19 protein-coding genes are annotated in these 24551 nt (G+C 70.2%); 7 read left to right on the top strand and 12 right to left on the bottom strand.

What is annotated here, in order from left to right; all coding sequences use genetic code 11:
* Window positions 1-36 precede the first annotated feature (36 nt).
* The 12 genes from CLV68_RS32805 to hpaD form a co-directional block, all read right to left on the bottom strand.
* A complete protein-coding gene (locus tag CLV68_RS32805; RefSeq protein ID WP_121394920.1) occupies window positions 37-831 on the bottom strand; it encodes an MOSC domain-containing protein in 795 nt (264 codons plus the stop codon).
* An 836-nt stretch (window positions 832-1667) separates the two neighbouring features.
* A complete protein-coding gene (locus tag CLV68_RS32800) occupies window positions 1668-2933 on the bottom strand; it encodes an aspartate kinase (protein WP_121394919.1) in 1266 nt (421 codons plus the stop codon).
* Window position 2934: 1 nt separating this feature from the next.
* Window positions 2935-4305: a diaminobutyrate--2-oxoglutarate transaminase family protein gene (locus tag CLV68_RS32795; RefSeq protein WP_121394918.1), complete on the bottom strand. Its 1371-nt coding sequence runs from the start codon at window positions 4303-4305 to the stop codon at window positions 2935-2937.
* Window positions 4302-8432: a Pls/PosA family non-ribosomal peptide synthetase gene (locus CLV68_RS32790; protein WP_121394917.1), complete on the bottom strand. Its 4131-nt coding sequence runs from the start codon at window positions 8430-8432 to the stop codon at window positions 4302-4304. The genes CLV68_RS32795 and CLV68_RS32790 overlap by 4 nt, the downstream gene beginning before the upstream one ends.
* A gap of 587 nt (window positions 8433-9019) precedes the next feature.
* Window positions 9020-9427, bottom strand: a complete 408-nt coding sequence (locus CLV68_RS32785; RefSeq protein ID WP_092784485.1) for a type III secretion system chaperone family protein — start codon at window positions 9425-9427, stop codon at window positions 9020-9022.
* Between the two features lie 99 nt (window positions 9428-9526).
* Window positions 9527-10315: an SDR family NAD(P)-dependent oxidoreductase gene (locus CLV68_RS32780; protein WP_121394916.1), complete on the bottom strand. Its 789-nt coding sequence runs from the start codon at window positions 10313-10315 to the stop codon at window positions 9527-9529.
* Window positions 10312-10971 carry an SDR family NAD(P)-dependent oxidoreductase gene (locus CLV68_RS32775; RefSeq protein WP_121394915.1) on the bottom strand — a complete coding sequence of 220 codons (660 nt, stop codon included), beginning with the start codon at window positions 10969-10971 and terminating at the stop codon, window positions 10312-10314. Before CLV68_RS32775 ends, CLV68_RS32780 begins: the two co-directional genes overlap by 4 nt.
* 133 nt (window positions 10972-11104) lie before the next feature.
* Window positions 11105-12610 (bottom strand): 5-carboxymethyl-2-hydroxymuconate semialdehyde dehydrogenase, encoded by a 1506-nt coding sequence (gene hpaE, locus CLV68_RS32770; protein WP_121394914.1) that lies wholly within the window; start codon window positions 12608-12610, stop codon window positions 11105-11107.
* A gap of 34 nt (window positions 12611-12644) precedes the next feature.
* A complete protein-coding gene (gene dapA / locus CLV68_RS32765) occupies window positions 12645-13571 on the bottom strand; it encodes a 4-hydroxy-tetrahydrodipicolinate synthase (protein WP_121394913.1) in 927 nt (308 codons plus the stop codon).
* 64 nt (window positions 13572-13635) lie between these two features.
* Window positions 13636-14304 carry a GntR family transcriptional regulator gene (locus CLV68_RS32760; RefSeq protein WP_121394912.1) on the bottom strand — a complete coding sequence of 223 codons (669 nt, stop codon included), beginning with the start codon at window positions 14302-14304 and terminating at the stop codon, window positions 13636-13638.
* Window positions 14301-15698, bottom strand: coding sequence for a fumarylacetoacetate hydrolase family protein (locus tag CLV68_RS32755; protein WP_121394911.1), 1398 nt, complete (start codon window positions 15696-15698; stop codon window positions 14301-14303). The genes CLV68_RS32760 and CLV68_RS32755 overlap by 4 nt, the downstream gene beginning before the upstream one ends.
* Entirely contained in the window at window positions 15695-16561 is an 867-nt protein-coding gene (hpaD, locus tag CLV68_RS32750) for a 3,4-dihydroxyphenylacetate 2,3-dioxygenase (protein WP_121394941.1), read from the bottom strand. Before hpaD ends, CLV68_RS32755 begins: the two co-directional genes overlap by 4 nt.
* A 274-nt stretch (window positions 16562-16835) precedes the next feature.
* On the opposite strand from hpaD, the gene CLV68_RS32745 reads away from it, so the two are divergent.
* From CLV68_RS32745 to CLV68_RS32715, 7 genes are all read left to right on the top strand, one after another.
* Entirely contained in the window at window positions 16836-17801 is a 966-nt protein-coding gene (locus CLV68_RS32745; protein ID WP_121394910.1) for an AraC-like ligand-binding domain-containing protein, read from the top strand.
* Between the two features lie 156 nt (window positions 17802-17957).
* Window positions 17958-18329: a hypothetical protein gene (locus CLV68_RS32740; protein WP_245782656.1), complete on the top strand. Its 372-nt coding sequence runs from the start codon at window positions 17958-17960 to the stop codon at window positions 18327-18329.
* 14 nt (window positions 18330-18343) lie between these two features.
* Complete coding sequence (locus CLV68_RS32735) at window positions 18344-18877, top strand: DUF3558 domain-containing protein (RefSeq protein WP_342772834.1); 534 nt, start codon at window positions 18344-18346, stop codon at window positions 18875-18877.
* A gap of 142 nt (window positions 18878-19019) precedes the next feature.
* Window positions 19020-20468, top strand: a complete 1449-nt coding sequence (locus CLV68_RS32730) for an aldehyde dehydrogenase family protein (RefSeq protein WP_121394908.1) — start codon at window positions 19020-19022, stop codon at window positions 20466-20468.
* A gap of 14 nt (window positions 20469-20482) precedes the next feature.
* Window positions 20483-21910, top strand: a complete 1428-nt coding sequence (locus CLV68_RS32725; protein WP_121394907.1) for an aldehyde dehydrogenase family protein — start codon at window positions 20483-20485, stop codon at window positions 21908-21910.
* A gap of 46 nt (window positions 21911-21956) precedes the next feature.
* Window positions 21957-22343 (top strand): effector-associated constant component EACC1, encoded by a 387-nt coding sequence (locus CLV68_RS32720; protein WP_121394906.1) that lies wholly within the window; start codon window positions 21957-21959, stop codon window positions 22341-22343.
* An 18-nt stretch (window positions 22344-22361) separates the two neighbouring features.
* Window positions 22362-24551 (top strand): caspase family protein, encoded by a 2190-nt coding sequence (locus CLV68_RS32715; protein WP_121394905.1) that lies wholly within the window; start codon window positions 22362-22364, stop codon window positions 24549-24551.

Below are 24551 nucleotides of genomic sequence, written 5' to 3'. Positions count from 1 at the left end.
GCTCTTACCGACTAGATGCTCGGGAGGGTCTGAGAGTTACACCGACTTTTCGACGAGTTCGTCCCCGATCGCGATGCGGCCGCCTACGACCACCGACAGCTTCGTGCCGAAGGTGACGCCACCGCTGTCGGCACGCCGGTACTTGGCGAGGGTGCGCAGCGGTTCCGGTCCGGCGCGGGTGCCCTCGACCTGGTCGACCTGCACCACCGTGCAGCGCACGGCGAGCCTGGTGAAGCCCAGCCGCACCGGTCCGATGGCGCAGTGCCGCAGGTCGTCCTCGGCGTGCGCGGGGAGCCCGTCGACGACGATGTTGGACCGGAACCGGTCGATCGGCACCGCGTCCCCGCCGATCCGCTCGCACAACCGCCGGTACGACGCGACCGAGAGCAGGTGCACGGCCGCGCTGTCGGCGAACCCGGACACCCCCGACGTCGGCCCCTCGATGACCCGGTGGTGCTCCGGCGGCACCCGCACCAGCCTGCTCGGCGCCCCCAGCACCTCGGAGATCCACCCGGCGACCTCGTCACCCTGGTCGATCGCGCGGTACGGGTCGCCGAACATGGTGACCCCCACCCGGGGCCCCTCGGTGTCGACCACCACCCCGACCTCACCGAACCCGGCCGCCGACAGAGTCAACTTGCCGCCGACGACCTCGGGCCGCACCACCGCCAACCGAGGATCCCGCCGCTGCGTCCGCCCGACCCCACCGGGCCCCACCACCAGGAACTCCCGATCGTGGGCAAGCCCCATCAACCCCACATCGACCGCGCTGTGCACGATTCCGGCGCACCCCTTGACCGGAAAACTCCGCAACCCCACGACGGTGATCACCCCACCGACGCTACCGCGAAGAACGGGAGCGCGGCCCCGCCCAGCTGATCGGGGGGCTGTCAGAAGACTTGGCCGGGGCCGCACTCACCTGTTCGCCCCCCACCCGCACGGCGTTACACCCCCACCCCCCGCACCACACCATTGAGTGGATCACACCCCCATCCCCCCAAACCCCTGCTAGGACGCCCACACCCCTCCACCAACGGCTCTCCCCACCCGACCCTCACGACCGTTGGCCCACACGCACCCCTCGCAGGCGATGGTCCTCGACGCGTCTCTCACAGGCGTTGGCCCCAACACCCCCTCTACGAGATTGGCCAACCACGCGCTCCTCAGAGTCCCCGGCCCAACTGGTCGAGACTGTGCGACGTTGGCCCCACCGCGCCCCTCTACGACGTCGGCCCCCACCCGGCCTTCACGATCGTTGGCCCAACGTGCCCCTCTACAACGTTGGCCGACCACCGCTCCTCGGATCCGCTGGTGCCAAGCCAGCTCGATGGGGCGGACTTGTTTTGTGTGGGGGGACGATGCCCGTAGCGTCGCTCACCGTGGCAGGGCCTGCTTTTCGGCCCCTGCTTTGTGGTTCTGCCCGGGTATCGTAGGGGCCCCGCGCAAAACAAGTTCGCCCCATCGAGCTCTTCGCCTTCTCGCGCCCCGGCCAATGCCGAAGGCGAGGCGTCCACCGTCGACGCCGCAGGCGAGACCGAGAGCCGGAACACCCTCAGCCCAAGATCAAACCGCCCAAAGCAGCCCCCGATATACAGCTTACCGGCGAGCACCGACAACACAGGCAGAGCGAGCAGCACCCCTGTGGACAACCCGCTCACCGCACCACCTCACCACCCCCTCCCTGTCCCCGCATACACAGTCGCCACCTCCCCCACCCGCCCAGCCGACAACTCGAACACCTCGTGCAACGCCCGCACAGCCCGATCCAACTCCCCCTCCCCACACAACACAGAAATCCTCAACTCCGACGTAGTCAACAACCGAATCCGCGCAGGCAAAGCCGCGAACGTCTCACACACCGTCGCCGTCACGTCAGCGCACACCCCCGCTCCCACCACCGACACAGTCCCAACATGGTGGTCACTCGTAACAGCAGCGAACCCGATCTCCCCAGCAGCAGCATGCAATGCGCCAACAGCCGTAGACGCCGCCCCCCGCGCAACCGCGAAAGACAGATCCACCCGCCCCCGCGAAGACTTGTGCATCGGCATGTCCACCTCCACCCCCGCGTCGGCCAACACGCGGAACACCCGCGCGGAACGAGCCGGGTCCTCGTCAGGGACGCCAGTGACCGATACCAGGGCCACAGACCGGTCGTGGGCTATCGCGGTGACGGTGGGTTTCTCCATTTCGGGCTCCTGGGTGGTGACGAGGGTGCCAGGCCGGTCGGTGAAGGAGGAGCGGACGTGGATTGGCACGTCGTGGCGGCGGGCGTATTCGACTGAGCGGGGCATGAGGACTTTTGCGCCGTGGGCGGCTAGTTCGAGCATCTGGGCGTAGGAGACGCGGTCCAGCAACCGGGCCGTGGGGACTACTCGGGGGTCGGCGGTGCAGACGCCGTCTACGTCGGTGTAGATCTCGCAGACGTCGGCGTGGAGGGCGCCTGCTAGGGCTACCGCGGTGGTGTCGGAGCCGCCGCGGCCGAGGGTGGTTACGTCGTCTGTGTCCTTGCACAGGCCCTGGAAGCCTGCGACCAGCACGACCTGGCCGCGGTCCAACTCCTGGCGGACCCGGGTCGGCAGCACGTCGACGATGCGGGCGTGGCCGTGTTCCGGCGTCGTGAACACCCCCGCCTGCGGCCCGGACAACGAGCACGCCGGGTGCCCGAGGTCGGTCAGCGCGATGGCCAGCAGGGCGTTGGAGATCCGCTCACCCGCCGTGAGCAGCATGTCCAGCTCGCGAGCCGGGCCGGGCGCGCGCGACACCCGGTTCGCCATGTCGAGCAGCTCGTCGGTCGTGTCCCCCATGGCGGAGGCGACGACGACCACGTCGTGCCCGGCGGCGCGGGTGGCCACGACCCGTTCGGCGACGCGCCGGATCCGCTCCGGCGACCCTATCGAGGAGCCGCCGTACTTCTGGACCACGAGTGCCATCTCAACCCCGCTCCAGGTGGGGCAGCCCGGCGATGGCCGCGATGAGGATGTCGCACGCGGTGTCGAGGACCTCCGCGGTGACGTTGAGCGGGGGCAGCAGCCGGACCACGGTGTCGTCGCGGCCGCCGAGTTCGAGGATCAGGCCGTGGTTGAGCACCTCGGTGCGCACCGCCGCGGCCAGGGCGGACGCCGGGGTGCCGTCCGGGGCATCCACCAGCTCGATGCCCCACATCAGGCCGACGCCGCGCACCTCGCGGACCAGCGGGTGCGCGGTGAGCACGGCGAGCCGGTCGGCGACCTGCTCGCCGCGGGCCACGACGTTGCCCAGCACGTTGTCGCGGCGCACGATCCGCACGGCCTCGGTGCCCGCGGCGAAGGCGAGCTGGTTGCCACGGAAGGTGCCGGTGTGCGCGCCGGGGCTCCACACGTCGAGGCGCTCGTCGTAGAAGATCACCGCGACCGGCGAGCCGACCCCGCTGAGCGCCTTGGAGGCGACCACCACGTCCGGGGTGATGCCGTACTGCTCGAAGGCGAACCAGGTGCCGGTGCGGCCGCAGCCGGTCTGCACCTCGTCGACGATGAGCGGGATGTCCAGCTCGGCGGTGACCGCGCGGACCCGGCGGACGAACTCCGGCCGCGCGGGCACCACACCGCCCTCGCCCTGCACCAGCTCCATGATCACCGCGGCCGGCTTGGGCAGGCCGCCGTTCGGGTCGCGCAGGGCGTTCTCGAAGTAGGTGGCGCAGTTGGTCTCGCAGGTGTCGGGCCGCAGCCCGAGCGGGCAGCGCGCGCACGAGGAGTACGGCAGGAAGTGCACGCCGGGCATGCCGTTGGCGACGGGCTGCTTCTGCGACACGAGACCGGTGACGGCCATCGCGGCGTGGCTGGCGCCGTGGAAGCCGCCCTGGAACGACACGATGTCGCCGCGGCCGGTCGCGGTCTTGCACAGCTTGATGGCGGCGTCGACGGCGTTGGCCCCGGTCGGCCCGCAGAAGTGGATCCTGGTGCGGGAGCGCATGGCAGGCGGCAACATCGAGAGCTGGGCCTCGACGAAGGCGTCCTTGGCCGGGGTGGGGAAGTCGAGCGCGTGGGTCAGCGACCCGAGTTGCTCGACCATGGCGCGCACCAGTTCCGGGTGGTTGTGCCCCAGCGACAGCACCCCGGCACCGGCCAGGAAGTCGATGAACACGTTGCCGTCGACGTCGCGCACGAAGCTGCCCTGGCCGCGTTCGATGGCGATCGGCAGGCCGCGCGGGTAGCTGCGGGCGTTGGACTCGGTGCGGGCCTGGCGGGCCAGGTAGGCCGCCGACCCCGGTCCGGGTAGGGCGCCGTCGACGCGCGGCTGGGTCATCTCGGCGATCAGGTCGGTCATCGGCTCACTCCCGTGTTCTTGGCGGCGTGGTGGGTTCCGGTCGGTACGACCGGGTCAGCAACAGTCGGTACGACCGGGTCAGCAGTGGTCAGGTCGAGGCGGGTCGGCACGACCGGGTCGGGTCCGGTGGGCGCGTGCCCGGTCAGTTCGGTGGCCGGGTTGCCGCGCCAGCGGGACCCGGTGTCGGTCTCGCTGCCCTTCATCAGGAAGGAGTCGGCGTCGACGGTGGTGCGGTCGGCCACCCGCACCCCGTAGTGGGCGAACGCGGCGACGCCGACGGTGGTGCGGGCGCCGAGGACGATGTGGTCGGACTTGAAGGTGGCGTCCTCCAGCGAGTGCCCCTGCACGACGCTGCCTGCGTTGAGCACGGAGTCCGCGCCGATGGTCACCAGGGTCTTCTCGGGGACCGCGCAGCCGTCGTCGAACACGCGTCGCCCCATCCGGACGCCGAGCAGCCGCCACAGCAGCACCTTCACCGGTGTCCCGTTGAACAGGGCGAGGTAGCGGCCCGCGCTGAGCTTCCAGAACCGCTCGTGGCGCCAGAACGCCGGGTCGTAGATCGAGCAGAACCGGGGCCTCAGGCGGCGGAAGCCGAGCGCGGCGCGTTCGACGAGCACACCGAAGAGCACCACGAACAGGTAGGTCGCGAGCATGCCGAGCGCGGTGGCGAGGGTGCCGAGCCGGGGGTGGAGGCCGGCGGCGATCACGTTGAGCACCACCACCGCCCACAGGTCGACGCAGCGGACCAGCAGGAACAGCCCGATGGTGGCCAGGTTGTGCCGGTTCTTGGCCGCGAGGCGGCGCCGGAGGGTGTCGCCGGACTTGAGGTGGTCGAACGAGGTGTCACGCCGCACTGTGCGCGGGATCTCGAAGGCGGGCGAGCCGAGCAGGCCGGTGTCACCGCGCAGGGGGCCGTCGACCGGGACCATGACCTTGGTGGCCAGCAGGACGTTCTCGCCGGTGCGGGCGTCGGGCGGGTAGACGATGTTGTTGCCGAGGAAGTTGCGCGGGCCGATGTCGGCGCGGCGCACCCGGAACGCGGTCCCGGAGTAGTCGGCGTTGACCACGGACAGGCCGTCGGAGACCATCGTGCCGGAGCCGACGCCGCTGAGCAGCGGTGAGTCGTGCTTGAGCTCCACGCCGAAGTTGGAGCCGGTCTGCTCGACGCGGCCGAGGTCGTACCCCAGCAGCCTCAGGTAGTGGACGATGTAAGAGCTGTCGCCGAACAGGTAGAGGTTCGTGCGCGAGTTGGTGAGCCGGGTGATCGTGCGCTGCAACGTGTACTTGAACCCGTAGAGCGGATACACCTTGCCCGGGACAAGAGGTCGGCTGAGCAGGCGCGGCAAGGTCGTCACCACGAGCAGACCCAGGACGATGGCTCCTAGGTAGAACGTGGCGGCGGCGGCCAACTGCGTGGCGTAGAAGGCGACGCTGGCGGGGTTCGCCGGGATGAGCCCCGCGAACGCCTCGGCGAGCAGGTCGCCGACGAGCATCACCACGGGCAAGGACCACACGATCGTGGTGAACAGTTGCAGGAAGCTGTAGCCGAACCGCCGCCACCGGGTGACGTTCGCGCTGATGTCCGACCGGAAGTCCACTGTGGTCGGTCGAGCCGGTGACCCGTGCCACCGCTCCCCCGCCGGGACCGACGCGCCCGCGGGCAGGCAGGACGCGTGCGCCAGCTGGGCGCCGTCGCCGAGCGTGGTGTCGATGTCGAGCACTCCCGCCTCGCCGATGTAGGCGCCCGCGCCGATGGTGACCCGCCCCGTGGTGATCATCCCAGCCTCGGCCCGGTAGCCGACCAGCCAGGTGTCCTTGCGCACGACCGCGCCCGCGCCGATGGTCAGCAGGTCGGTGCACACCGGGATGTTCCTGGTCAGGATGATCGCGCCCGCGCCGACCCGCGCGCCCATCGCCCGCAGGTACAGCGCCAGCAGCGGGGACCCGGTGAACAACCTGATCGGGTTGAACCTGATCAGCGACCGCACGACCCAGAACCGGAAGTACGCCAGGCCCCAGATCCGGAACGACCGCGCCCTCCAGCGGCCGACCAGCAGCCACTTGAGCGCGATCGGGACGGTGCAGGCGATCAGGAAGCCGGTGCCGCTGAAGGTCGCGGCGCGCACGTACATGTCGAGCAGGTCGGCGCCCGCGAGGACCCAGCTGACGCCGACATCCAGGACTAGGGCAGCGAAGTAGACATAACCGAGCAGGAAGGCCAGTTGCGCGGCGCCGCAGAGCAGGTAGCGCCAACCCTTGATCGGGTCAGGTGTGTCCGCGACGGTGACCGCGGCCTCTACGGGAACGGTGGCGGGTAGGACTGCCGCGAGATCGTGGATGGTGGGGTGTTGGTAGACCTGTTGCATCGTCACGGTCGGGATGTCGGCGCGGTGGCGGACCTTGGCGCAGAACCGGGACATCAGCAGGGAGTCGACGGCGAGGTCGGTGAAGAAGTGGCCGCGCGCCGAGACCTGCTCGACGCCCAGCACTGCCGCCAACTCTTCGGCCAACGCGATCTCTAGCGGCGTCTCCGGGGCGACGTGGTCCTTGGTGCTGACACGGCGGGGGCCACTGGGCGCGGGCAGGCTCTTGCGGTCTGCCTTGTTGCTCGGGGTCATCGGGATCGCGTCGAGCCGTTGCAGGTAGGCCGGGACCATGTAAGAGGGCAGGTGTTCGCGTAGGTGGGCGCGCAGGTCGTCTTGGTCTAACTCGCCGCGGGAGGTGTAGTAGCCGGCCAGTTCGACAGCGCCCTCGGCGGGCTGGTGGGTGTCCACAACGGCCGCGACGACACCTGGGGCGTTGAGCAGCACGGACTCGATCTCGGTCAGCTCGACCCGGTAGCCGCGCACCTTGACCTGGGTGTCGATGCGGCCCAGGTACTCGATGTGGCCGTCGGCGTCGACCCGGCCCAGGTCGCCGGTGCGGTAGATGCGGCCGGACGGGTTGTTGTCGATGCCGAGGAAGTCCTCGATGAACACCTTGCCGGTGAGGTCGTCGCGGTTGAGGTAGCCGCGCGCCAGGCCGATGCCCGCGATGCCGATCTCGCCGGTGGCCCCGCGCGGGAGGGCGGTCGTGCGGTCCGGGTCGAGGATGACCACCGAGTAGGTGGGCAGCGGCACGCCGATGGTGACCGGGCGGTCCGGGTCGACCGTGGTCCAGGTGGCGGTGACGGTGGCCTCGGTGGGCCCGTAGACGTTGAGGAAGCGGCGGCCGCGGCGGTGCCAGCGGGCGATGAGGTCGCGCGGGCACGCCTCGCCGGAGACCAGCAGGAAGCGCAGGTCGGGCAGGTCGTCGTCCAGGGTGGCCAGCAGGGTCGGCACGCAGCACAGCGCGGTGACGGCGCGCTCGGCGAGGAACTCGGCGAGGTCGTGGCCGACCAGCGCGGCGCCGCCGGGACGGGGTACCAGCGTCGCGCCGACCACCCACGGCACCCAGATCTCCTCGACGGAGAAGTCGAAGGCGATGGTCATGCCCTGGTAGACCCGGTCGTCGGGGCGCAGCCCGTACACCTCGCCCGCGACCCGGACGAAGTTGCAGATGCTGGCGTGCTCGACCGCGACGCCCTTGGGTCGGCCGGTGGAGCCCGAGGTGTAGATGATGTAGCAGAGGTCGTCGACGGGGCCGCCGCGCTCGTCGTCGGTGAGCGGGGCGGTGTCGAGGGCGGCTACCGCGTCGGCGGCGGTGTCCACACCGAGCACGGCCGCCTCGCCCGAGCCGAGCAGGGGCACCAGGTGCTGCTGGGTGAGCACCAGCGCGACGTCGGCGTCGCCGAGGATGTAGCCGATCCGGTCGGCGGGGAACCCGGGATCGAGCGGGACGTAGGCGGCGTGCACCTTGAGCACCGCCAGCATCGCGACGTAGCCGCGCCACGCCTGGTCGAACAGCAGGCCGACCCGGTCCCCCGCGCCGACGCCGCGGCTGAGCAGGTACCTGGCCAACTGGTTGGCCCGGTCGTCGAGTTCGGCGTAGGTCAGCGCCACCTCGCCACTGTCGACAGCGGCCCGGTCGGATCGCCGGAGCAGGTCCTGTAACCGCTCCCCGTTGCGCCACCGCGCCCCGTGCGCGACGCCAGTCCCGACCAGGACCCCGGCGTCGTCGACGACGGCGACGGACTCCGGTGCGCTCATAATCGAATTCCTTTCACCTCGCGGTGGCCGTGCGGATTCCGCCGACCACCGACCGGCATTCACACCAATTCACAGTTGTCGCAGATGTGGGCGACACCCAAAACGTAGCTGTTGCTAAGCAACCACATGTAGCGCCTACCGGGTGCAGGAATTCACATAGCGCTACCCGAAAGGAGCAGCATTCACACAGCTTCCCATTCTGGGAATGTGCGGCTTCTAAACTCTTGAAGCGCGAGCGACGCTATCCATAACACTTCCACATAGCGTCCACAGGGCGCCCCAATGCGAGGGCCCGCCGGAGTTCCGAGCTGGTCCGAACGTCGCAGCGATATGATCCAGTTGTGGCACCGAAGCCCGCGAATGATAAGCACGGGCGATAACTGCGTCTTCTCCCGCCGCTTCCGAAATGCGACCCACATCGGCGTGTGGCAGGATGCCGCGCCCACTCATCCACAATAGCCCGCGAGCCCATGACAAGGATTCGCAGACCGGACATTCGCACCACCGGACCCCAGTCCGGTACCTGCGAACACAAAAAACCCCATCGGCACACGCCGATGGGGTGGAGTACTCGCCGAAGTCGGGACCTAGTAGTTGTCGCCGCCGAAGAACATCTCCTCGATCTGGTCCGCGGTGCCCGCGAGCAGTTCGAGCGGGTCGGTGAACTCGTGGATGTCGAGGTCCTTGAGCGGCAGGGAGTGCCGCAGCACGACGTGCTCGCCCATGATCGCGGCGCCGCAGGCGATGGACGAGTGGCCGATCTCGGTGAGCACGGCCTTGAGGTCCACCTTGTCGGCGAGGCCGACCGGGGAGGCGATCTGGACCCACTCGTGCTTGGCGTCGAGGACCTCCCTGGCGATGATGACGACCTGGGTGCGCTCGTCGTCCTCGTTGAACGCCTCGAAGTTGAACAGGATGCGGACCTCGTCACCCTCGCTGGAGATGACCTCGTACTCCTCGGACACGTACTGCACCAGATCGCGCCACGTCGACATGCGCCCAGCGTAGCGGACCGGTCGCGGCGGGTCCTGGTGCATCGAGGGGTGGCCGCTATCCGCGACCACCCCTCGAAACACCCCTAGTCGAACACAGCCCTAGTCGAAAGCGATCGTCGGCAGGTCCACCGCGCTCGACCCGGCGTCCGCGGTCACCACGGCACCGCTGACGATCGCGGCGTCGCTCGACCCGAGGAAGGTGATCACCGCGGCGACCTCCTCCGAGGTGGCCGGGCGACCCAGCGGCACGTTCTCGGTGGCGATGCCGTAGGCGCCGTCGCGGTCGGTTCCCTTGATCGCGGCGAGTTCGTCCATCTGCAGGTCGGCCATCGGCGTGCGCACCCAGCCGGGGCACACCGCGTTGGCGCGCACGCCGTGCTTGCCGTAGTCGCGGGCGATGGAGCGGGTCAGGCCGATCAGCGCGTGCTTGGTGGTGACGTACCCGGCGACCGCGGGACCGGCGAACAGCCCAGCCAGCGACGACACCAGCACGATGGAGCCGCCGCGCACCGACAGCGCGGGCAGCGCCTCGCGGATGGTGACGAACGCCGTGGTCAGGTTGACCTCGATGGCCTGCGCCCAGCTGGCGTCGTCGGTGTCGAGCGCCGAGCCGAGCCCGTGCCCGCCCGCGTTGGCCACCACCACGTCCAGCCGCCCGAACCGCTCCAGGGTGGCCGCGACGACGCCCTGCATGGCCGCGCTGTCGGCGGCGTTGGCTGGCAGGACCAGCGCCGCGTCGCCGAGCGGGTCGGCCACCTCGCGCAGCGGGGCCTCGCGCCGCCCGGTCAGCACGACCTTGCCGCCCTCGGCGACCACCCGGCGGGCCGTGGCCGCGCCGATCCCCGTACCAGCACCGGTGATCAGGACCACCGTGTCCGCGAACCTCATCCGCTCGTCCCTCTCGTCGTGATCGTCTGTCCACTGCGCCGCTCGCCGCCTGGCCCGAGCAGGTCGAGCACGGCGGCGGCGATGTCGTCGGGCACCAGGAAGTCCGCGCAGTCCGGGGCGACGCCGCCGACCAGGATGCCCAGCGGGGCGACGTCCTTGGCGACCGCGGCGGTGAAGCCGCGCATCGCGCCGTCGACCGCGCTGTGGTGCGCCAGGTGCCCGCACCGCGCGGCGACGGTGACGATGGCCCCGCTGCCCTGGCCCTTCATCGCCCGCACCGCGGCCCTGGTGGCGTAGAAGGCGCCGTCGAGGCCCGCGGCGAGCGCGGCGTGCCACTGCTCGTCCGTTATGTCCATTGTGGAGCCTGGGCCGACCGGGCCGCACTCCCGGCCGACCGCGTTGTTCACCAGCACGTCCAGCCTGCCGAAGTGCTCGAGCACCGCCCGCACCGCGCCGTCGACCTGGACCGGGTCCGCGACGTCCGCGCGGACCACCATGCCCCGGCGCAGCACCCGCGAGGCCAGCTCGGCCGCGGTGGAGTCACCGTCGAGCACGGCCACCGTGGCGCCCTCGGCGTCGAGCAGCCGCGCGATCGCGGCGCCCACCCCGGAACCGGCCCCGGTGACCAGTGCCACCTTCCCGCCCATGCTGCCCATGGCGGGCACGCTAATTCCCGCCGGAGTGGTTTCCGCCACCACCAAGACCACTAGTGCGCCGCCGGACAACGAATGTTCGCCCCCGGCCAACCTCGCGGCCCAGCCCGTGGGACCGGGCCGCGAGATCGCTGGACTAGCCCTGCTTGCCGAACTGGGGGGTGTGCAGGTCACCCACGGCCACGTGGATGGCGCGCACGTCGCTGTAGAAGTCGATGCTGTGCACACCGCCCTCCTGGCCGACGCCGCTGGCCTTGATGCCGCCGAACGGGGTCCGCAGGTCGCGCACGTTGTGCGAGTTGATCCAGACCATGCCTGACTGCACCGCGCGCGCGACCCGGTGGCCGCGCTGCAGGTCCTTGGTCCAGACATACCCGGCGAGGCCGTACTTGGTGGCGTTGGCCAGCTCGATGGCCTCTTCCTCGGTGTCGAACGGGGTCACGCCGACGACCGGGCCGAAGATCTCCTCCTGGAAGATCCTGGCGTCGGGGCGCACGTCGGCGAACACGGTCGGCTGCAGGAAGTTGCCCGAGGTCAGGTGCGCCGGGCGGTCGCCACCGGCGACCAGGCGGGCCTCGCGCTTGCCGATCTCGACGTACTCCAGCACCCGCGCGTAGTGCTCGGGGTGGATGAGCGCGCCGACCTCGGTGTCGGCGTCGGCGGGCATGCCGACCTTGACCGCGGCGGCGCGGGCGGCCAGCGCCTCGACGAACCGGTCGTAGATCTCGCGCTGGACCAGGACCCGGGAGCTGGCGGTGCAGCGCTCGCCGTTGAGGGAGAACACGCCGAACACCGCGGCGTCGACGGCCCGGTCGAAGTCGGCGTCGGCGAAGACCACGCACGGGGACTTGCCGCCGAGCTCCATCGACACCTCCTTGAGGTTCTCCGCCGAGGTGCGCATGATGATCTGCCCGGTGCCGCTCTCGCCGGTGAAGGAGATGCGCGGGACGTCGGGGTGGGCGACCAGCGCCGCACCCGCCTGCTCACCGATGCCGTGCACCAGGTTGAACACGCCGTCGGGCACGCCAGCCTCGGCCATGATCTCCGGCAGGAGGCTCGCCGACAGCGGCGACCACTCGGCGGGCTTGAGGATCACGGTGCAGCCGGAGGCGAGGCTGGGCGCCAGCTTCCAGGTCTCCAGCATGAACGGGGTGTTCCACGGCGTGATCAGACCGGCGACGCCCGCTGGCTGGCGGATCGCGTAGTTGACCTGCTTGTCGCCGACGATGTACGCCTCTTCGTGCAGGGCGACGATGACATCGGCGAAGTAGCGGAAGTTCTCGGCGGCGCGGTGCGCCTGGCCGCGGGCCTGGGTGATCGGCAGGCCGGTGTCGAAGGTCTCCAGCTCGGCGAGGCGCTCGGCGCGGACCTCGATGCCGTCGGCGATCTTGTTGAGGATCTTGGCGCGCTCGCGGGCGGTCAGCCGCGGCCAGGGGCCGTCGGTGAACGCGCGCTTGGCCGCGGCGACGGCGAGGTCGATGTCGGCGGCGTCACCGGCGGCGACGCGGCCGTAGACCTCGTTGGTCACCGGGTCGGCGACCGGGAAGGTCGCACCATCCACACTGGACGCGGGCTTGCCGTCGATGAAGTGCCGCAGGTCGCTTGGCAGGTCGACGGGGCGGGGAACAGCCTGCTCGGCCATGGGGTAGCTCCTAGGTGGGGTCGGCTCGGGGCGCTTAGAGGGAGGGGCGGACCAGCAGGTGCTCTGCCTGGGCGCGCAGTGCGTTGATGCGCTCGAGGCCCTTCGGGGTCGGCTCGATCAGCGGGGCGCGGACGAAACCGCTCTCGATGAGGCCCAGGTCCTTGAGGACGTGCTTGGCGGGCGCCGGGTTCGTCTCCACGAACAGCAGCTCCACCAGCGGCGCCAACTGGTAGTGCAGGTCGATGGCGCCGTCGTGGTCACCGGCGACGTAGAGCTCGTACATCCTGGCCACCGCGGCCGGGGCGATGTTGGCCAGCGCGCTGACGAAGCCGATGCCGCCGATGGCCAGCAGCGGCAGGCACAGCAGCTCGATGCCCGACCACATCAGGAAGTCGCGGCCGCACTTGTGCAGCACGTGCGAGAAGTGCTCGAAGTCCTTTGTGGTCTCCTTGATGCCCACGATGTTGTCGTGGGCGCGGCGCAGGGTGGCCACGGTGTCCGGCGCGATGTCCACAGCGGTCCGCGACGGCACGTTGTAGATCACGATCGGCTGGTCGGGGAACTCCCGCGCCACGGTGCCGTACCAGGCGATGAGACCTTCCTGGGTGGGGCGGCTGTAGTACGGGGTGATGACCAGCGCGAGGTCGGCGCCGAGCTTGTGCGCGGCCTCGGTGATCTCCAGCGTCTCCTCGAGCTTGGTGGAGCCGGTGCCGGGCAGGAACGGCACGCGGTCGTCGATCTCCTCGGCGACGGCCTTCATGGCCGCGATCCGCTCGGCGACGCTCTGCGCGCTGGGCTCGCCGGTGGAGCCGCCGATGGAGATGCCGTGCGAGCCGGACTCGAGCTGCCAGCGCACGAGCCTGCGCAGGCCCTCGGTGTCCACCGCGCCATCGGCGGTGAACGGGGTGACGACCGGGGCGATCGAGCCCTTGATCAGCGACGGGGTGGCGCGGAACTTCATTGCGTCTCCAACTGTAGACATTTGTAGACGTGCGGGTGGACCATCGTTGTCGACCTCGCAAGTGCTACTTGGCGGATACGACAGCGCTGACGGTGTTGAGCTTGTGCTGGCGGGCGAACGCCTCGACCTCGGCGGCCGGGGCACCGGTGCGCAGCAGGCGCAAGAGCTCGTCGTGCTCTTCCACCGACTCACGAGCCCTGCCGGGGACCAGTGCGAAAGTCGACCGGCGTAGAACGTCGAGCAGGTTCCACTCCCTGGTGACCAGGTCGCGCAGGTGCGGGTTCGGGCAACCGCCGCACAGCAGCAGGTGGAACTCGCGGTTGAGGCGGGTGAAGCCGAGCGGGTCGAACGCGGCGAGGGTGGCGCGCATCCGCTCGTTGAGGGTCGCCGCCCTGGTCAGCGCCGCGGGAGTGAGCCGCGCGGTGGCCATGGCGTGGCCCTCCAGCAGGGCCAGGGTGTGCATGGCGTGCCGGTACTGGTCCGGGTCGACGCCCGCGACCTGGGCGCCGACGTTGCGCTCGAACACCACCCAGCCCTCGGCCTCCAGCCGCCGCACCGCCTCGCGCACCGGGACGGCGCTGACGCCGAGGTCGCGGGCGATGCGGTCGAACACCAGGCGGGTGCCGGGGCCGTACCAGCCGTCGACGATGCGCTGCTTGAGGGTCTCGTACGCGTACTGCGTCTTGGACCTGCCCTCCAGCGCCGGTGTTGTCGGGGTGGCGGGGCTGCTCACTGCCCGTCCCAGCTGTCGTACGCCTCGCGCCACCTCGGACCGAGCGGGTAGAGGCCGTCGACGGACTCGCCCTCGTCGACCCTGGCCAGGATGAACTTCTCCTGGCGCTCCATCTCCAGCGCGTCGGCGGCGACCTCGTCGACGATGGCGGGCGGGATGAGGATGACGCCCTCGCCGTCGCCGACCAGCACGTCACCGGGGCGCACCAGCACACCGGCGCAGGCGACGTCGACGCCGATCTCCCACGGCACGTGCTTGCGGCCGAGGACCGCGGCGTGCGCGCCCGCGGAGTAGGTGGGGATCTCCAACTCGCGGAACGACGGGCTGTCGCGCAGGCAACCGTCGGTGACGATGCCGACCGCGCCGCGGCGGGCCGCGCGCAGGGCGAGGATGTCGCCGATGGTGCCAGCGCCGTGCTCGTCGCGGCAGTCGATCACCAGGACCTGACCGTCGCCGATGGCCTCGACGGCGCGCTTCTGGGCGTTCATGCCGCCGCCGCGCTGGTCGAACATGTCCTCCCGCAACGGCAGGTAGCGCAGCGTGTGCGCGGTACCGACCATGCGCAGGTCCGGGCGGGCCGGGGCGAGTCCGGTGAGGAACGTGTGGTTCAGACCGCGCTTGCGCAGCTGGCTGGACAGGGTCGCGGTGGACACCTGCCGGAGCGCGGCCTCGGTCTCCGCCTTGATGGCGGGAACGTCGTTGCCGTAAGCGATCGACCGATCCGTCGGAGTCACCTGCGGCCGCGCGCCCGGCTTGGGGAGCTCGGTGTCGGCCTCCACAACGGTGTTGACCAGTCGCTCGGAGTCACCAACGGCGACCTCCACGACATCGCCCGGCTCGACGACGGTCGCGCCGGTGGGGGTGCCGCAGAGGATGATGTCGTCGGGCTCCAGGGTGATGGTGCGCGACAGGTCGGCGATCAGGTAGGCGAAGTCGAACAGCAGGTCGTCGACCTTGGCCTCCTGCACCAGCACGCCGTTGACCCACGTGCGCAGGGTCAGGTCGGCGGTGCGGGGGTCGAGCAGGACCGGGCCGACCGGGGTGTAGCCGTCGGCGCCCTTGCTGCGCAGGTTGGAGCCGCGGTCGGCGTAGCGCAGGTCGTGCACGCCGAAGTCGTTGGCCGCGGCGACGCCCTTGACGTGGTCCAGCGCCTGCGCCCGGCTCACGTTCTTGGCCCGCTTGCCGATCACGACGGCGATCTCGCCCTCGAACGCGGACAGCACCGTGCCCTTGGGTCGGACCAGGTCGGCGCCGGTGTGCGACAGCGACGAGGGCGGCTTGACGAAGTAGGACGGCTCCTCGGGGAAGCGGCCCCGCTCGGCGGCCCGGCTGCGGTAGTTCAGGTGCACCGCGATGATCTTCGACGGCTGGAGACCCAGCGGGTGCGCGCTCACGCCGGGACCGGGAAGTCGACGATGACCTGGCCGGTGCCGCTGCTCGGGAAGTAGTCGCAGAGCTGCTCGCCTCTACCGCTGTAGTCCTTCCAGCCGAGCAGGCCGAACATCATGGCGGTGTCGGCCATCGCGGCCTCGCCGGTGCAGCGCTCGTTGTAGGTCGGCAGCGTCTCCAGGAAGTCCGCGATGCGGCCCTCGCGCCACTGCTCGAGCACGACCCGGTCGGCCTGCTCGTTGAACGGGTTGGAGATCTTGTTCAGGTACTGCGAGGAGATCTCGTTGGTGGGGAACTGGTGCGAGAGGCTGCCGCTGGCCAGGAAGGCGACCTTGCGGTCGGAGCGCTTGATGGCGCGCAGCATGGCCTCGCCGACCCTGCGGTTCTCGTCGATGGTCGAGTAGATGTTGCAGCCGATCGGCAGCACCTTGAGCGGCTGGGCGCCGCCGGTGTTCTCCGGGCGGTTCATGAAGTGCATCGGCACCAGGGTCGCGTACTCCAGGCCCAGGTCCTTGACGTCGTGGACCATGGCCTTTTGTCCACCGGCGTTGATCTCCTCGCCGATGAGCTTGGCCAGGTCGGCGGCACCGTCGTAGTCGTACTCCAGGTCGGCGATGAAGTGCGGCAGCTCGTGCGAGGCGTAGCTGCCGGAGTGCCTGGCCTTCCCGTTGACGTGGAAGGACATGCTGTTCATCCAGTGCGAGTCGGCCACCAGGAAGGTGTCGGCACCGCGCTCACGGGCACGGCGGCCGACCTCGGCAAGTCCCTCCTCCGCGGGTTTGCGGATGCCGTGGTTCTTGCCGGGCTGGATGGACAGCCAGATCGACGGAACGTGCGTGATCTTGGCTGCCAGGACCAGCTCACCCATGGTGACCTCCTCCATCGGACTTCGTCGTCGAAATCATGTAGCGGATCGCATATGATTCCCACTCCGGCGGCGGCGCGTGCCGCCGATGGGAACAGGTCTACCCACTTCCGGCGTTGTGCGGTTGGCAAGGGGTGCACAGCGGTTGTCCGCCAGCGCATCGCGGTCGGTCCGTGTTGCGGGTCGGACTCGGTGCGCGGCGGCCCCTTGACGGGACCGGGGCGCGGGGCAGAGTGTTCCCAGTCACGCAGTGTCACTTGCGGCAAGGAGGTCAGCGTTGACGTACTCGGTGACGACGGCGGGCGCGCCAGCGGCGCAGCAGTTCGACCTGTGGGAGTCCGCGGTATCGCAGACGTTCGTCCCACTGGAGGCGGCGCCCGGTGAGCGGGCGGCCTTCCGGGGGCGGCTGCGCGGGCAGAACCTGGGCAGCGTCGCCGTCTACGAGGCCACCGCCGACGCCCACACCGTCCGCCGCACGCACCGCGCGATCGCCAGGGCGAACCCGGAGATGTACAAGCTGGGGTTGCAGCTGCACGGCACGGCCCGCCTGTCGCAGGACGGCCGCCAGGCCGCGCTGGACCCGGGCGACTTCGCCATCTACGACACGACCCGGCCCTACACCCTGGCCTTCGACGACGTGTCGTCCACTTTGGTCCTGATGTTCCCGCGCGACATGCTGTGCCTGCCATCGGGTCACGTGGAGCAGCTGACCGCGACCCGTTTCTCCGGCGGCTCCGGCGTGTCCGGCATCGTGTCGTCGATCCTCGTCCAACTGGCCAGGAACCTCGACGACCCGCAGGTCTACGGCAGCGTCCGCCTGGCCCGCAACGTCGTCGACCTCCTCGGCACCGCGCTGGCCGACCGCGTCGACTACTCCAACGTCCCAGCGGAATCCACCCGCGGCGCACTGCTGGTCAAAATCAAGTCCTATGTGGAAACCCACCTCAACGACCCGGCGCTGTCCCCCACCGAGATCGCCGCCGCCCACCACATCTCCACCCGCTACCTGCACAAGCTCTTCAGCGACGCGGGAGTGACCGTCTCCGGCTGGATCCGCCAACGCCGCCTCGAACGCTGCGGCCAAGACCTCGCCGACCCCGCCAAGCAGCAACTGGCCATCGGCACCATCGGCGCCCGCTGGGGCCTGGTAGACGCCTCCTACCTCAGCCGAGCCTTCAAAACCGAATACGGCCTCTCCCCCAGCGAATACCGCCAACGCAGCGCCACCCACCGCGCCGACTGACGGTCTCCACTTGTAGCCGAAACCCGCGGACTCGATTCCCGTTGTCGTGACCTCGGTCACTATCACCTATTGTGACCATCTTCCCCCGTTCCGCAGTTGCCCTGACGGCAACGTTGCTACTGTCCCGCTGGACAGGGAGCACGCAGGGGAGCGCACGTGGCAACGACCGACGACATCGGCAGCATCGGCGCGGCCGTAGGTGAGTTCGCCGCCCTGGCAGCCCGCGGCGGCTTCGCCGTGAACGACCACGGCGGGCAATCGCTGCTCACGGCGATCCGCAACATGGTGGCATGGGTCGACGACAACATGATGGACCTCCGCCAGCTCGACCAAACGGCCAAACTCGGCACCTCCACCAACGCCGAGGTCATGAAGCCCTACCTCCGCCAAGTCGCCAGTGACAGCGCAGGCTTCCTCACCCAGCTGGACCAACTGCGGGTATCGCTGCTGGACGCTGAGGCAGCGATCAGACAGGCGATGGCAAACTATCAGTCTGTGGACCAGCAGGTGGCGGGGCAGCTCAGCTGAGGGGAAGAAGGTCTGTGAGGCGTTCGACAAGACTTGCCTGTGTCGCGGGCGTGGCGGTCGCGCTGGCCGGGTGCACGACACAGGAGCCCGGTACCCCCAGTGCTGGAGCCGAGAGCACCGGCACGACCACCTCGACCCCGGGCACGACCTCACCCGCGCCCGCAGCGGACCCGTGCGAGTGGTTGCCCAGCTCCATGATCAAGGAGTTGGGCATCAGCACCTCCGCAAGACCCAAGAAGTCCAAGGGGTACACGGCGTGCCGGTGGCGCGCGGAGAAGCCCGTCATCGCTGACAGCTTCTCGCTCGACATCACCTACTACCAGCAAGACGGCATCAAGGATCTTCAGGGCAGTCAGCCGCGCACTCCCGTCAAGGTCGGTTCGCGTGACGCCGTGCAGACCCTGGACGAGACCGCCAATGGCTGCGTGGTCGCCATCAACGTCACAGACAGCAGCCGCGTCGATGTCTATGTCCTCGGCGGGCCGGCACCAGAGCGCTGCAAGATCGCGAACGCCGTCGCAGGCCGGATCGAACCCGAACTGCCCTGACCTGGCACACCGGCCAAGCACGCGGAAGGCGCCTCCGGGCGCGGCGGGTCAATTGGTATGCGCTGGTAGGCAATCACTGGGAGGGGTGCTGGGCTGAGACTTGGTGTCGCGTTGGTCCAGTGGCGGCAAGGAAGGGGAGCCGATGCGCACCGAGGGGCTTTTCATCGATGGGGAGTGGGTGCGTCCGGCCGGGGCTGGTGAGTTCGCCAGTGTCGATCCGGCCAGTGGGGAGCAGATCGCGACCCTGGTGGATGCCGGGGTGGCTGAGGTGGACGCGGCGGTGGCGGCGGCTCGGGCCGCGTTGCCGGGGTGGGGGCGGGTCCCCGCTACGGAGCGGGCGCGGATCCTGTGGCGGATCGCGGATCTGATCGAGGCGCACGGCGAGGAGATCGCGGCGCTGGAGACCGCGGACCAGGGGCAGCCGCTCGGGGTCGCGAAGGCGGTCAGCGTGGCCGGGGCGGTGGAGCACTTCCGCTACTTCGCCGGGTACACCACCAAGATCGACGGGGCGGTGCGGCAGGTCTCCTTCCCGGACACCCTGCAGTTCGACCAGCGGGTCCCGGTGGGCGTGTGCGCGTTGATCGCCCCGTGGAACTTCCCGCTGATGATCATGACGTGGAAGCTGGCACCGGCGCTGGCCTGCGGGAACACCGTGGTGCTCAAGCCCGCCGAGCAGACCTCGCTGACCGCGGCCTTCCTGACCAGGCTGTGCGCCGAGGCGGGCGTGCCCGCAGGCGTGGTCAACCTGATCACCGGCGGCCCCGCCGCTGGCAAGGCCCTGGTCCGCCACCCCGGCGTCGACAAGGTCTCGTTCACCGGGTCCACCGAGGTCGGCAAGGACATCGTCGCCGCCTCCGCGCACGACCTGAAGCGGATCACCCTGGAGCTGGGCGGCAAGACCCCGACGGTCATCGCGCGCGACGCCGACATCGACGCGGCCGTCGCGGGCGCCGTCGCCGGGGGTCTGCTCAACAGCGGCCAGGTGTGCGCCGCGTTCGCCCGCCTGTACGTGGACTCGAAGCGGGTCGACGAGTTCGCCACCAAGCTCGGCAAGGCGGTCGACGGCCTCAAGATCGGGCCGGGCAACGCCGCCGACACCCAACTCGGCCCTCTTGTCACCGCCGAGCACCTCGCCAAGGTCGACTCCTACGTGCGAGGTGGCGTTACCGCTGGCGCCCAGCTTGTCGCCGGTGGCGCGCGCGCCGAGGGTGACTTGGCCAAGGGCAACTTCTACCGCCCGACCGTGTTCGCCGGTGTCACCGACGACATGGCGATCGTGCGCGAGGAGATCTTCGGCCCAGTGCTGACTGTCCTCGATTACGACGGCGAGGACGAGCTGCTGCACCGCGTCAACGACTCCCCTTACGGCCTGGCCGCGTCAGTGTGGACCGACGACGTTCGCACTGCCCACCGCCTCGCCAACGGCATCCGCGCGGGCGCCGTGTTCGTGAACATGCCCTGCATCCCTGACGCTGCCGCGCCGTGGGGCGGGTTCAAGTCCAGCGGCTGGGGCCGCGAGATGGGCCCCTACGCGATCGACGCCTACACCGAGATCAAGGGCGTCTGGATGCACTACGGGCAGGCCCAGTGAGCGGCCCCACTCCCGTGCCGACCCCGTACTGGGTGGCGGGCAAACCCCGCACCTCCGACTCCCCGGTGACCGTGCGCAGCCCGTATGACGCCGCGGTCACCGGGGTCACCAGCAACGCCACCGCCGCCGACATCGAGGAGGCGGTGGCCGCCGCGGCCGCCGTCCGCGACGAGGTCGCCGCGCTGCCCGCGCACGTCCGGGCCGACGCACTCGACCACGTGTCGCGACGGCTGGACGAGCGGCTGGAGGAGGTCGCGGCGCTGATCACCGCCGAGTCGGGCAAGCCGATCACCTGGGCGCGCACCGAGGTCACTCGCGCGGTGGCCACGTTCCGGTGGGGCGCGGAGGAGGCCCGCCGGTTCTCCGGCACCGTGCAGCGGCTCGACACCGACCCCGGCTCGGAGGGCCGCGTCGCGCTGGTCCGGCAGGTGCCGCGCGGACCGGTGCTGGGCATCACCCCGTTCAACTTCCCGGTGAACCTGGTCGCGCACAAGCTGGCCCCGGCCATCGCCGCGGGCTGCCCGGTGATCATCAAGCCCGCGCCTGCGACGCCGCTGTCGGCGTTGCTGCTCGGCGAACTGCTGGCCGAGACCGACCTGCCCGCGGGCGCGTGGTCGGTGCTGCCGATGACCAACGAGCAGATCGCGGACCTGGTCGGCGACCCCAGGCTGCCGGTCATCTCGTTCACCGGGTCCGACGCGGTGGGCTGGCGGATCAACGACTCGCACCCGCGCAAGCACGTGCTGCTGGAACTGGGCGGCAACGCGCCGGTCATCATCGCCCCCGACTGGGCCGACCTCGACGGCGCCGCGGCCAGGGTCGCGGCGTTCGGCACGCACCAGGCGGGCCAGTCGTGCGTGTCGGTGCAGCGGGTCTACGCGCACACCGACGTGTACGACGAGTTCGTGCCCGCGCTGGTCAAGTACGTGCGCGGGCTGCCGACCGGCGACCCGGCGCACCCGGCGACGCACGTCGGCCCGCTGATCAACGCCGACGCCGCCCGCCGGGTCTCCGACTGGGTGGCCGACGCGGTGACCAGGGGCGCGACGCTGCTCACCGGCGGTAGGACCAACGGCAACGCCATCGACCCGGTGGTCCTGGCCGACGTGCCCGCGGGGTGCGCGGTGGTCACCGAGGAGGTGTTCGGCCCGGTGATCGTGGTCGAGCGGGTGGCGTCGGTGGACGAGGCCATCGCGACCGCCAACCGGTCCCGGTACGGGCTGCAGGCCGGGGTGTTCACCCACGACCTGCGGGTGGCCGCGTACGCGACGGCGAAGCTGCAGGTCGGCGGCGTGGTGATCGGCGACGTGCCGACCTACCGCGCCGACCAGATGCCCTACGGCGGGGTCAAGGACTCCGGGGTGGGCCGCGAGGGCGTGCAGTCGGCGATGCTGGACTTCACCGAGCCGAAGGTCATGGTGCTGACCGAGTTCGTGGCCTGACGCCCGCCGCCGCGGCGGGGTCGGCCGCCCCGCTACGGTTGGCGCCATGAGGTCGATCTCGGTGCACGTGCACGGCGCTGACGAGGCGGAGGCCGACGGGCTGACCCGCCAGCTGCGCTCCGAACTGCTGGAACTCGACGTCGACTCGGTCGACTTCGACGACAAGCGCACCCCACCGGAGCACAGCAAGGGCATGGACCCCGGCGCGCTGACCACCCTCGTGGTCGCCGTCAGCTCCTCCCCCGTGCTCGTCGAGCTCGCCAGGGCGCTGCGCGACTGGATCACCCGCGCCACCGACCGCAGGATCACCATCACCGCCCAGGACGGCCGGACCCTGGAGATCACCGGCGCCAGGACCCGCGCGGACCACCGGGTGATCGAGACCTTCCTCGACCAGGACGAGGACCCGGACGACACCGAGGACCGACCGTAGGCGGTACGGTCTGGGGTCATGGCCAGGCACGCGCTGATCGTCGCCAACCGCGACTACCGCGACCCCGGGCTGCGCGCGCTGCGGGCACCCGAGGCCGACGCGCGGGAACTGGCCGCGGTGCTGGGCGACCCGGCGATCGGCGAGTTCGCGGTCAGCACCGAACTCGACCTGCCCGCCTCGGCCACCTCGGAGGCCGTCGAGGGCTTCTTCGCCGACCGCGACGGCGACGACCTGCTCCTGCTGTACTTCTCCGGCCACGGCGTCAAGGACCCGTCCGGCGACCTGCACTTCGCGACCGCGACGACCAGGCTGGACCGGCTGGGGTCGACGGCGGTGTCGGCCGAGTTCGTCAGCAGGCAGATGGACCGGACCAGGGCGCGGCAGGTCGTGCTGCTGCTGGACTGCTGCTACGCCGGGGCGTTCCACCGCGGCATGGTCGCCAGGGCCGGCGAGCAGGTCGGCGTCGAGGAGCGGTTCCGGGGCAGGGGCCGCGCGGTGATCACGGCGTCGAGCGCGATGGAGTACGCGTTCGAGGGCAGCGAGCTGACCGACTCGGCGCCTGCGCCGTCGGTGTTCACCGCCGCGCTGGTCGAGGGCCTGCGCACCGGGGACGCCGACCGCGACCAGGACGGCTTCGTCGGCCTGGACGAGCTCTACGACCACGTCTACGACCGGGTCCGCGCCGCGACACCGAACCAGACCCCGGGCAAGTGGGTGTTCGACCTGCGCGGCGACCTGCGGGTGGCGCGCCGGGCCAGACCGGTGACGGTGCCCGCCGAACTCCCGGAACAGGTGCGCGACGCGGTCGGGCACCTGCTGGTCTCGGTGCGCGAAGGCGTGGTCAAGGACCTCGCGCGGCTGCTGACCTCGGGCCACGAGGGCAAGGCACTCGCCGCCCGGCTCGCGCTGCTCGACCTCGCCGAGGATGACAGCCGCCGAGTCGCCGCGGCAGCAGCGGCCGTGCTCGCGACCCACTCCCCCGCACCGGAACCAGCGCCGGTAGCACCTTCACCCACGCCGAGAGCGGTCCTCGCCGAGGTGGCCCCGGGTCCAGTCGACGTGTCCGAAACCTTGCCCGATGACGTCGGCCCCACAACCGTGAACGACCCGACGCCGAGCCTCGCGGCACCCAGCCAAACGACACTGGCTCCCGCGGTGCCGACTCACAGGGCGCAGAACCCGACGACAGCACCTCGGGTCGACAGGCGGATCCCCGAGCCGGTCGACCTCAGTGACCACGTACCCGACCTGGACCTCGATGGCGTGCTGGGACCCCGCCGCACCCCGGTACCTCACGCTCGTCGCACGCGGATCAGCTCGACGGCGGTCCCCCGTCGACCGGTCACAGTGGTCGTTCTCGCCGTGGCGGCGGCCGCCGTGCTGGCCGCGACAGCACCGACCCAACTGGTGGTGCTCCTCAACCATGCGGCGGCGCAGCTGGCGATGACCCCGATCGCCACGGTCTTCACACCCGCGGCGCGATGGTTGTTGGTGGCCACCCTGATCGCGGTGGTGGCGGTTCCTCGCGACCACCTGCCCGCAGTCGGCCTGCCGCTGGCGATGGTGGGGATCGCCTACGCCACGAAGATGAACTCGCTGGTAGCCGCAGGGCAGGCCATCGAGTACACGATGCTCACCCCCTTCCTGGTCGGTCTCGTGCTCGCTGTGGGCTGCCTCGTCCTCGATGGCGCGGCGCGGTTGTTGCCCGAACCTCTCTTCCGACCACATCCGCTGGCGCTGATCGTGTGCGTGGTGCTGGCGGTGGACCTGTTCGCACCGAACGCCTACGACGACCCGCGATGGCTCATACCGCTAGGCGTTTGCTTGGTGCTGGTGTCGGCGTACAACGTCAATGTCATCCTTGTCCACCGCAAGGCAGGTAGATCTATCTTGGTCGATGCGCTGTTCCCGCTCTGCCTCTTAGCAAACCTCGGCTACGCCGCCTTGTCGAATCCGCTTGTTCCGACGAAGTCGATGTACATCGCCAGCGTGGTCATCGGGTTGGCGGCACAGGTATGCCTGACGGGTAGGCCGCTGCTGATCGCCCGTATCGGCATAGTCGCCGCCTTGCTCATCCACATCCCGTTGGTGTTCAACACTCCCCTGGCCATGGCGTACATGCACACGGCCATCGGCCTCGCCGCCGTGGCCTTGGTCATCTGGGGTGACCGGGCAACCGACACGGAATCAGGGGCCCGGTCGATGTAA

Source organism: Actinokineospora cianjurensis (genome assembly GCF_003663795.1).
In the GTDB taxonomy this organism is placed as follows: Bacteria; Actinomycetota; Actinomycetes; order Mycobacteriales; family Pseudonocardiaceae; genus Actinokineospora; species Actinokineospora terrae.
Note: the sequence above shows the minus strand (reverse complement) of the source record. Positions and strands in the feature narration are given on the sequence as shown.

Coding starts and splice junctions, on each gene's coding strand:
- CLV68_RS32780 (WP_121394916.1), bottom strand. CDS start 10,315: ATGAGGTTCGCGGACACGGTGGTCCTGATCACCGGTGCTGGTACGGGG.
- hpaE (WP_121394914.1), bottom strand. CDS start 12,610: ATGGCCGAGCAGGCTGTTCCCCGCCCCGTCGACCTGCCAAGCGACCTG.
- CLV68_RS32715 (WP_121394905.1), top strand. CDS start 22,362: ATGGCCAGGCACGCGCTGATCGTCGCCAACCGCGACTACCGCGACCCC.
- CLV68_RS32720 (WP_121394906.1), top strand. CDS start 21,957: ATGAGGTCGATCTCGGTGCACGTGCACGGCGCTGACGAGGCGGAGGCC.
- CLV68_RS32790 (WP_121394917.1), bottom strand. CDS start 8,432: ATGAGCGCACCGGAGTCCGTCGCCGTCGTCGACGACGCCGGGGTCCTG.
- CLV68_RS32785 (WP_092784485.1), bottom strand. CDS start 9,427: ATGTCGACGTGGCGCGATCTGGTGCAGTACGTGTCCGAGGAGTACGAG.
- CLV68_RS32795 (WP_121394918.1), bottom strand. CDS start 4,305: ATGACCGACCTGATCGCCGAGATGACCCAGCCGCGCGTCGACGGCGCC.
- dapA (WP_121394913.1), bottom strand. CDS start 13,571: ATGAAGTTCCGCGCCACCCCGTCGCTGATCAAGGGCTCGATCGCCCCG.
- CLV68_RS32800 (WP_121394919.1), bottom strand. CDS start 2,933: ATGGCACTCGTGGTCCAGAAGTACGGCGGCTCCTCGATAGGGTCGCCG.
- CLV68_RS32730 (WP_121394908.1), top strand. CDS start 19,020: ATGCGCACCGAGGGGCTTTTCATCGATGGGGAGTGGGTGCGTCCGGCC.
- CLV68_RS32775 (WP_121394915.1), bottom strand. CDS start 10,971: ATGGGCAGCATGGGCGGGAAGGTGGCACTGGTCACCGGGGCCGGTTCC.
- hpaD (WP_121394941.1), bottom strand. CDS start 16,561: ATGGGTGAGCTGGTCCTGGCAGCCAAGATCACGCACGTTCCGTCGATC.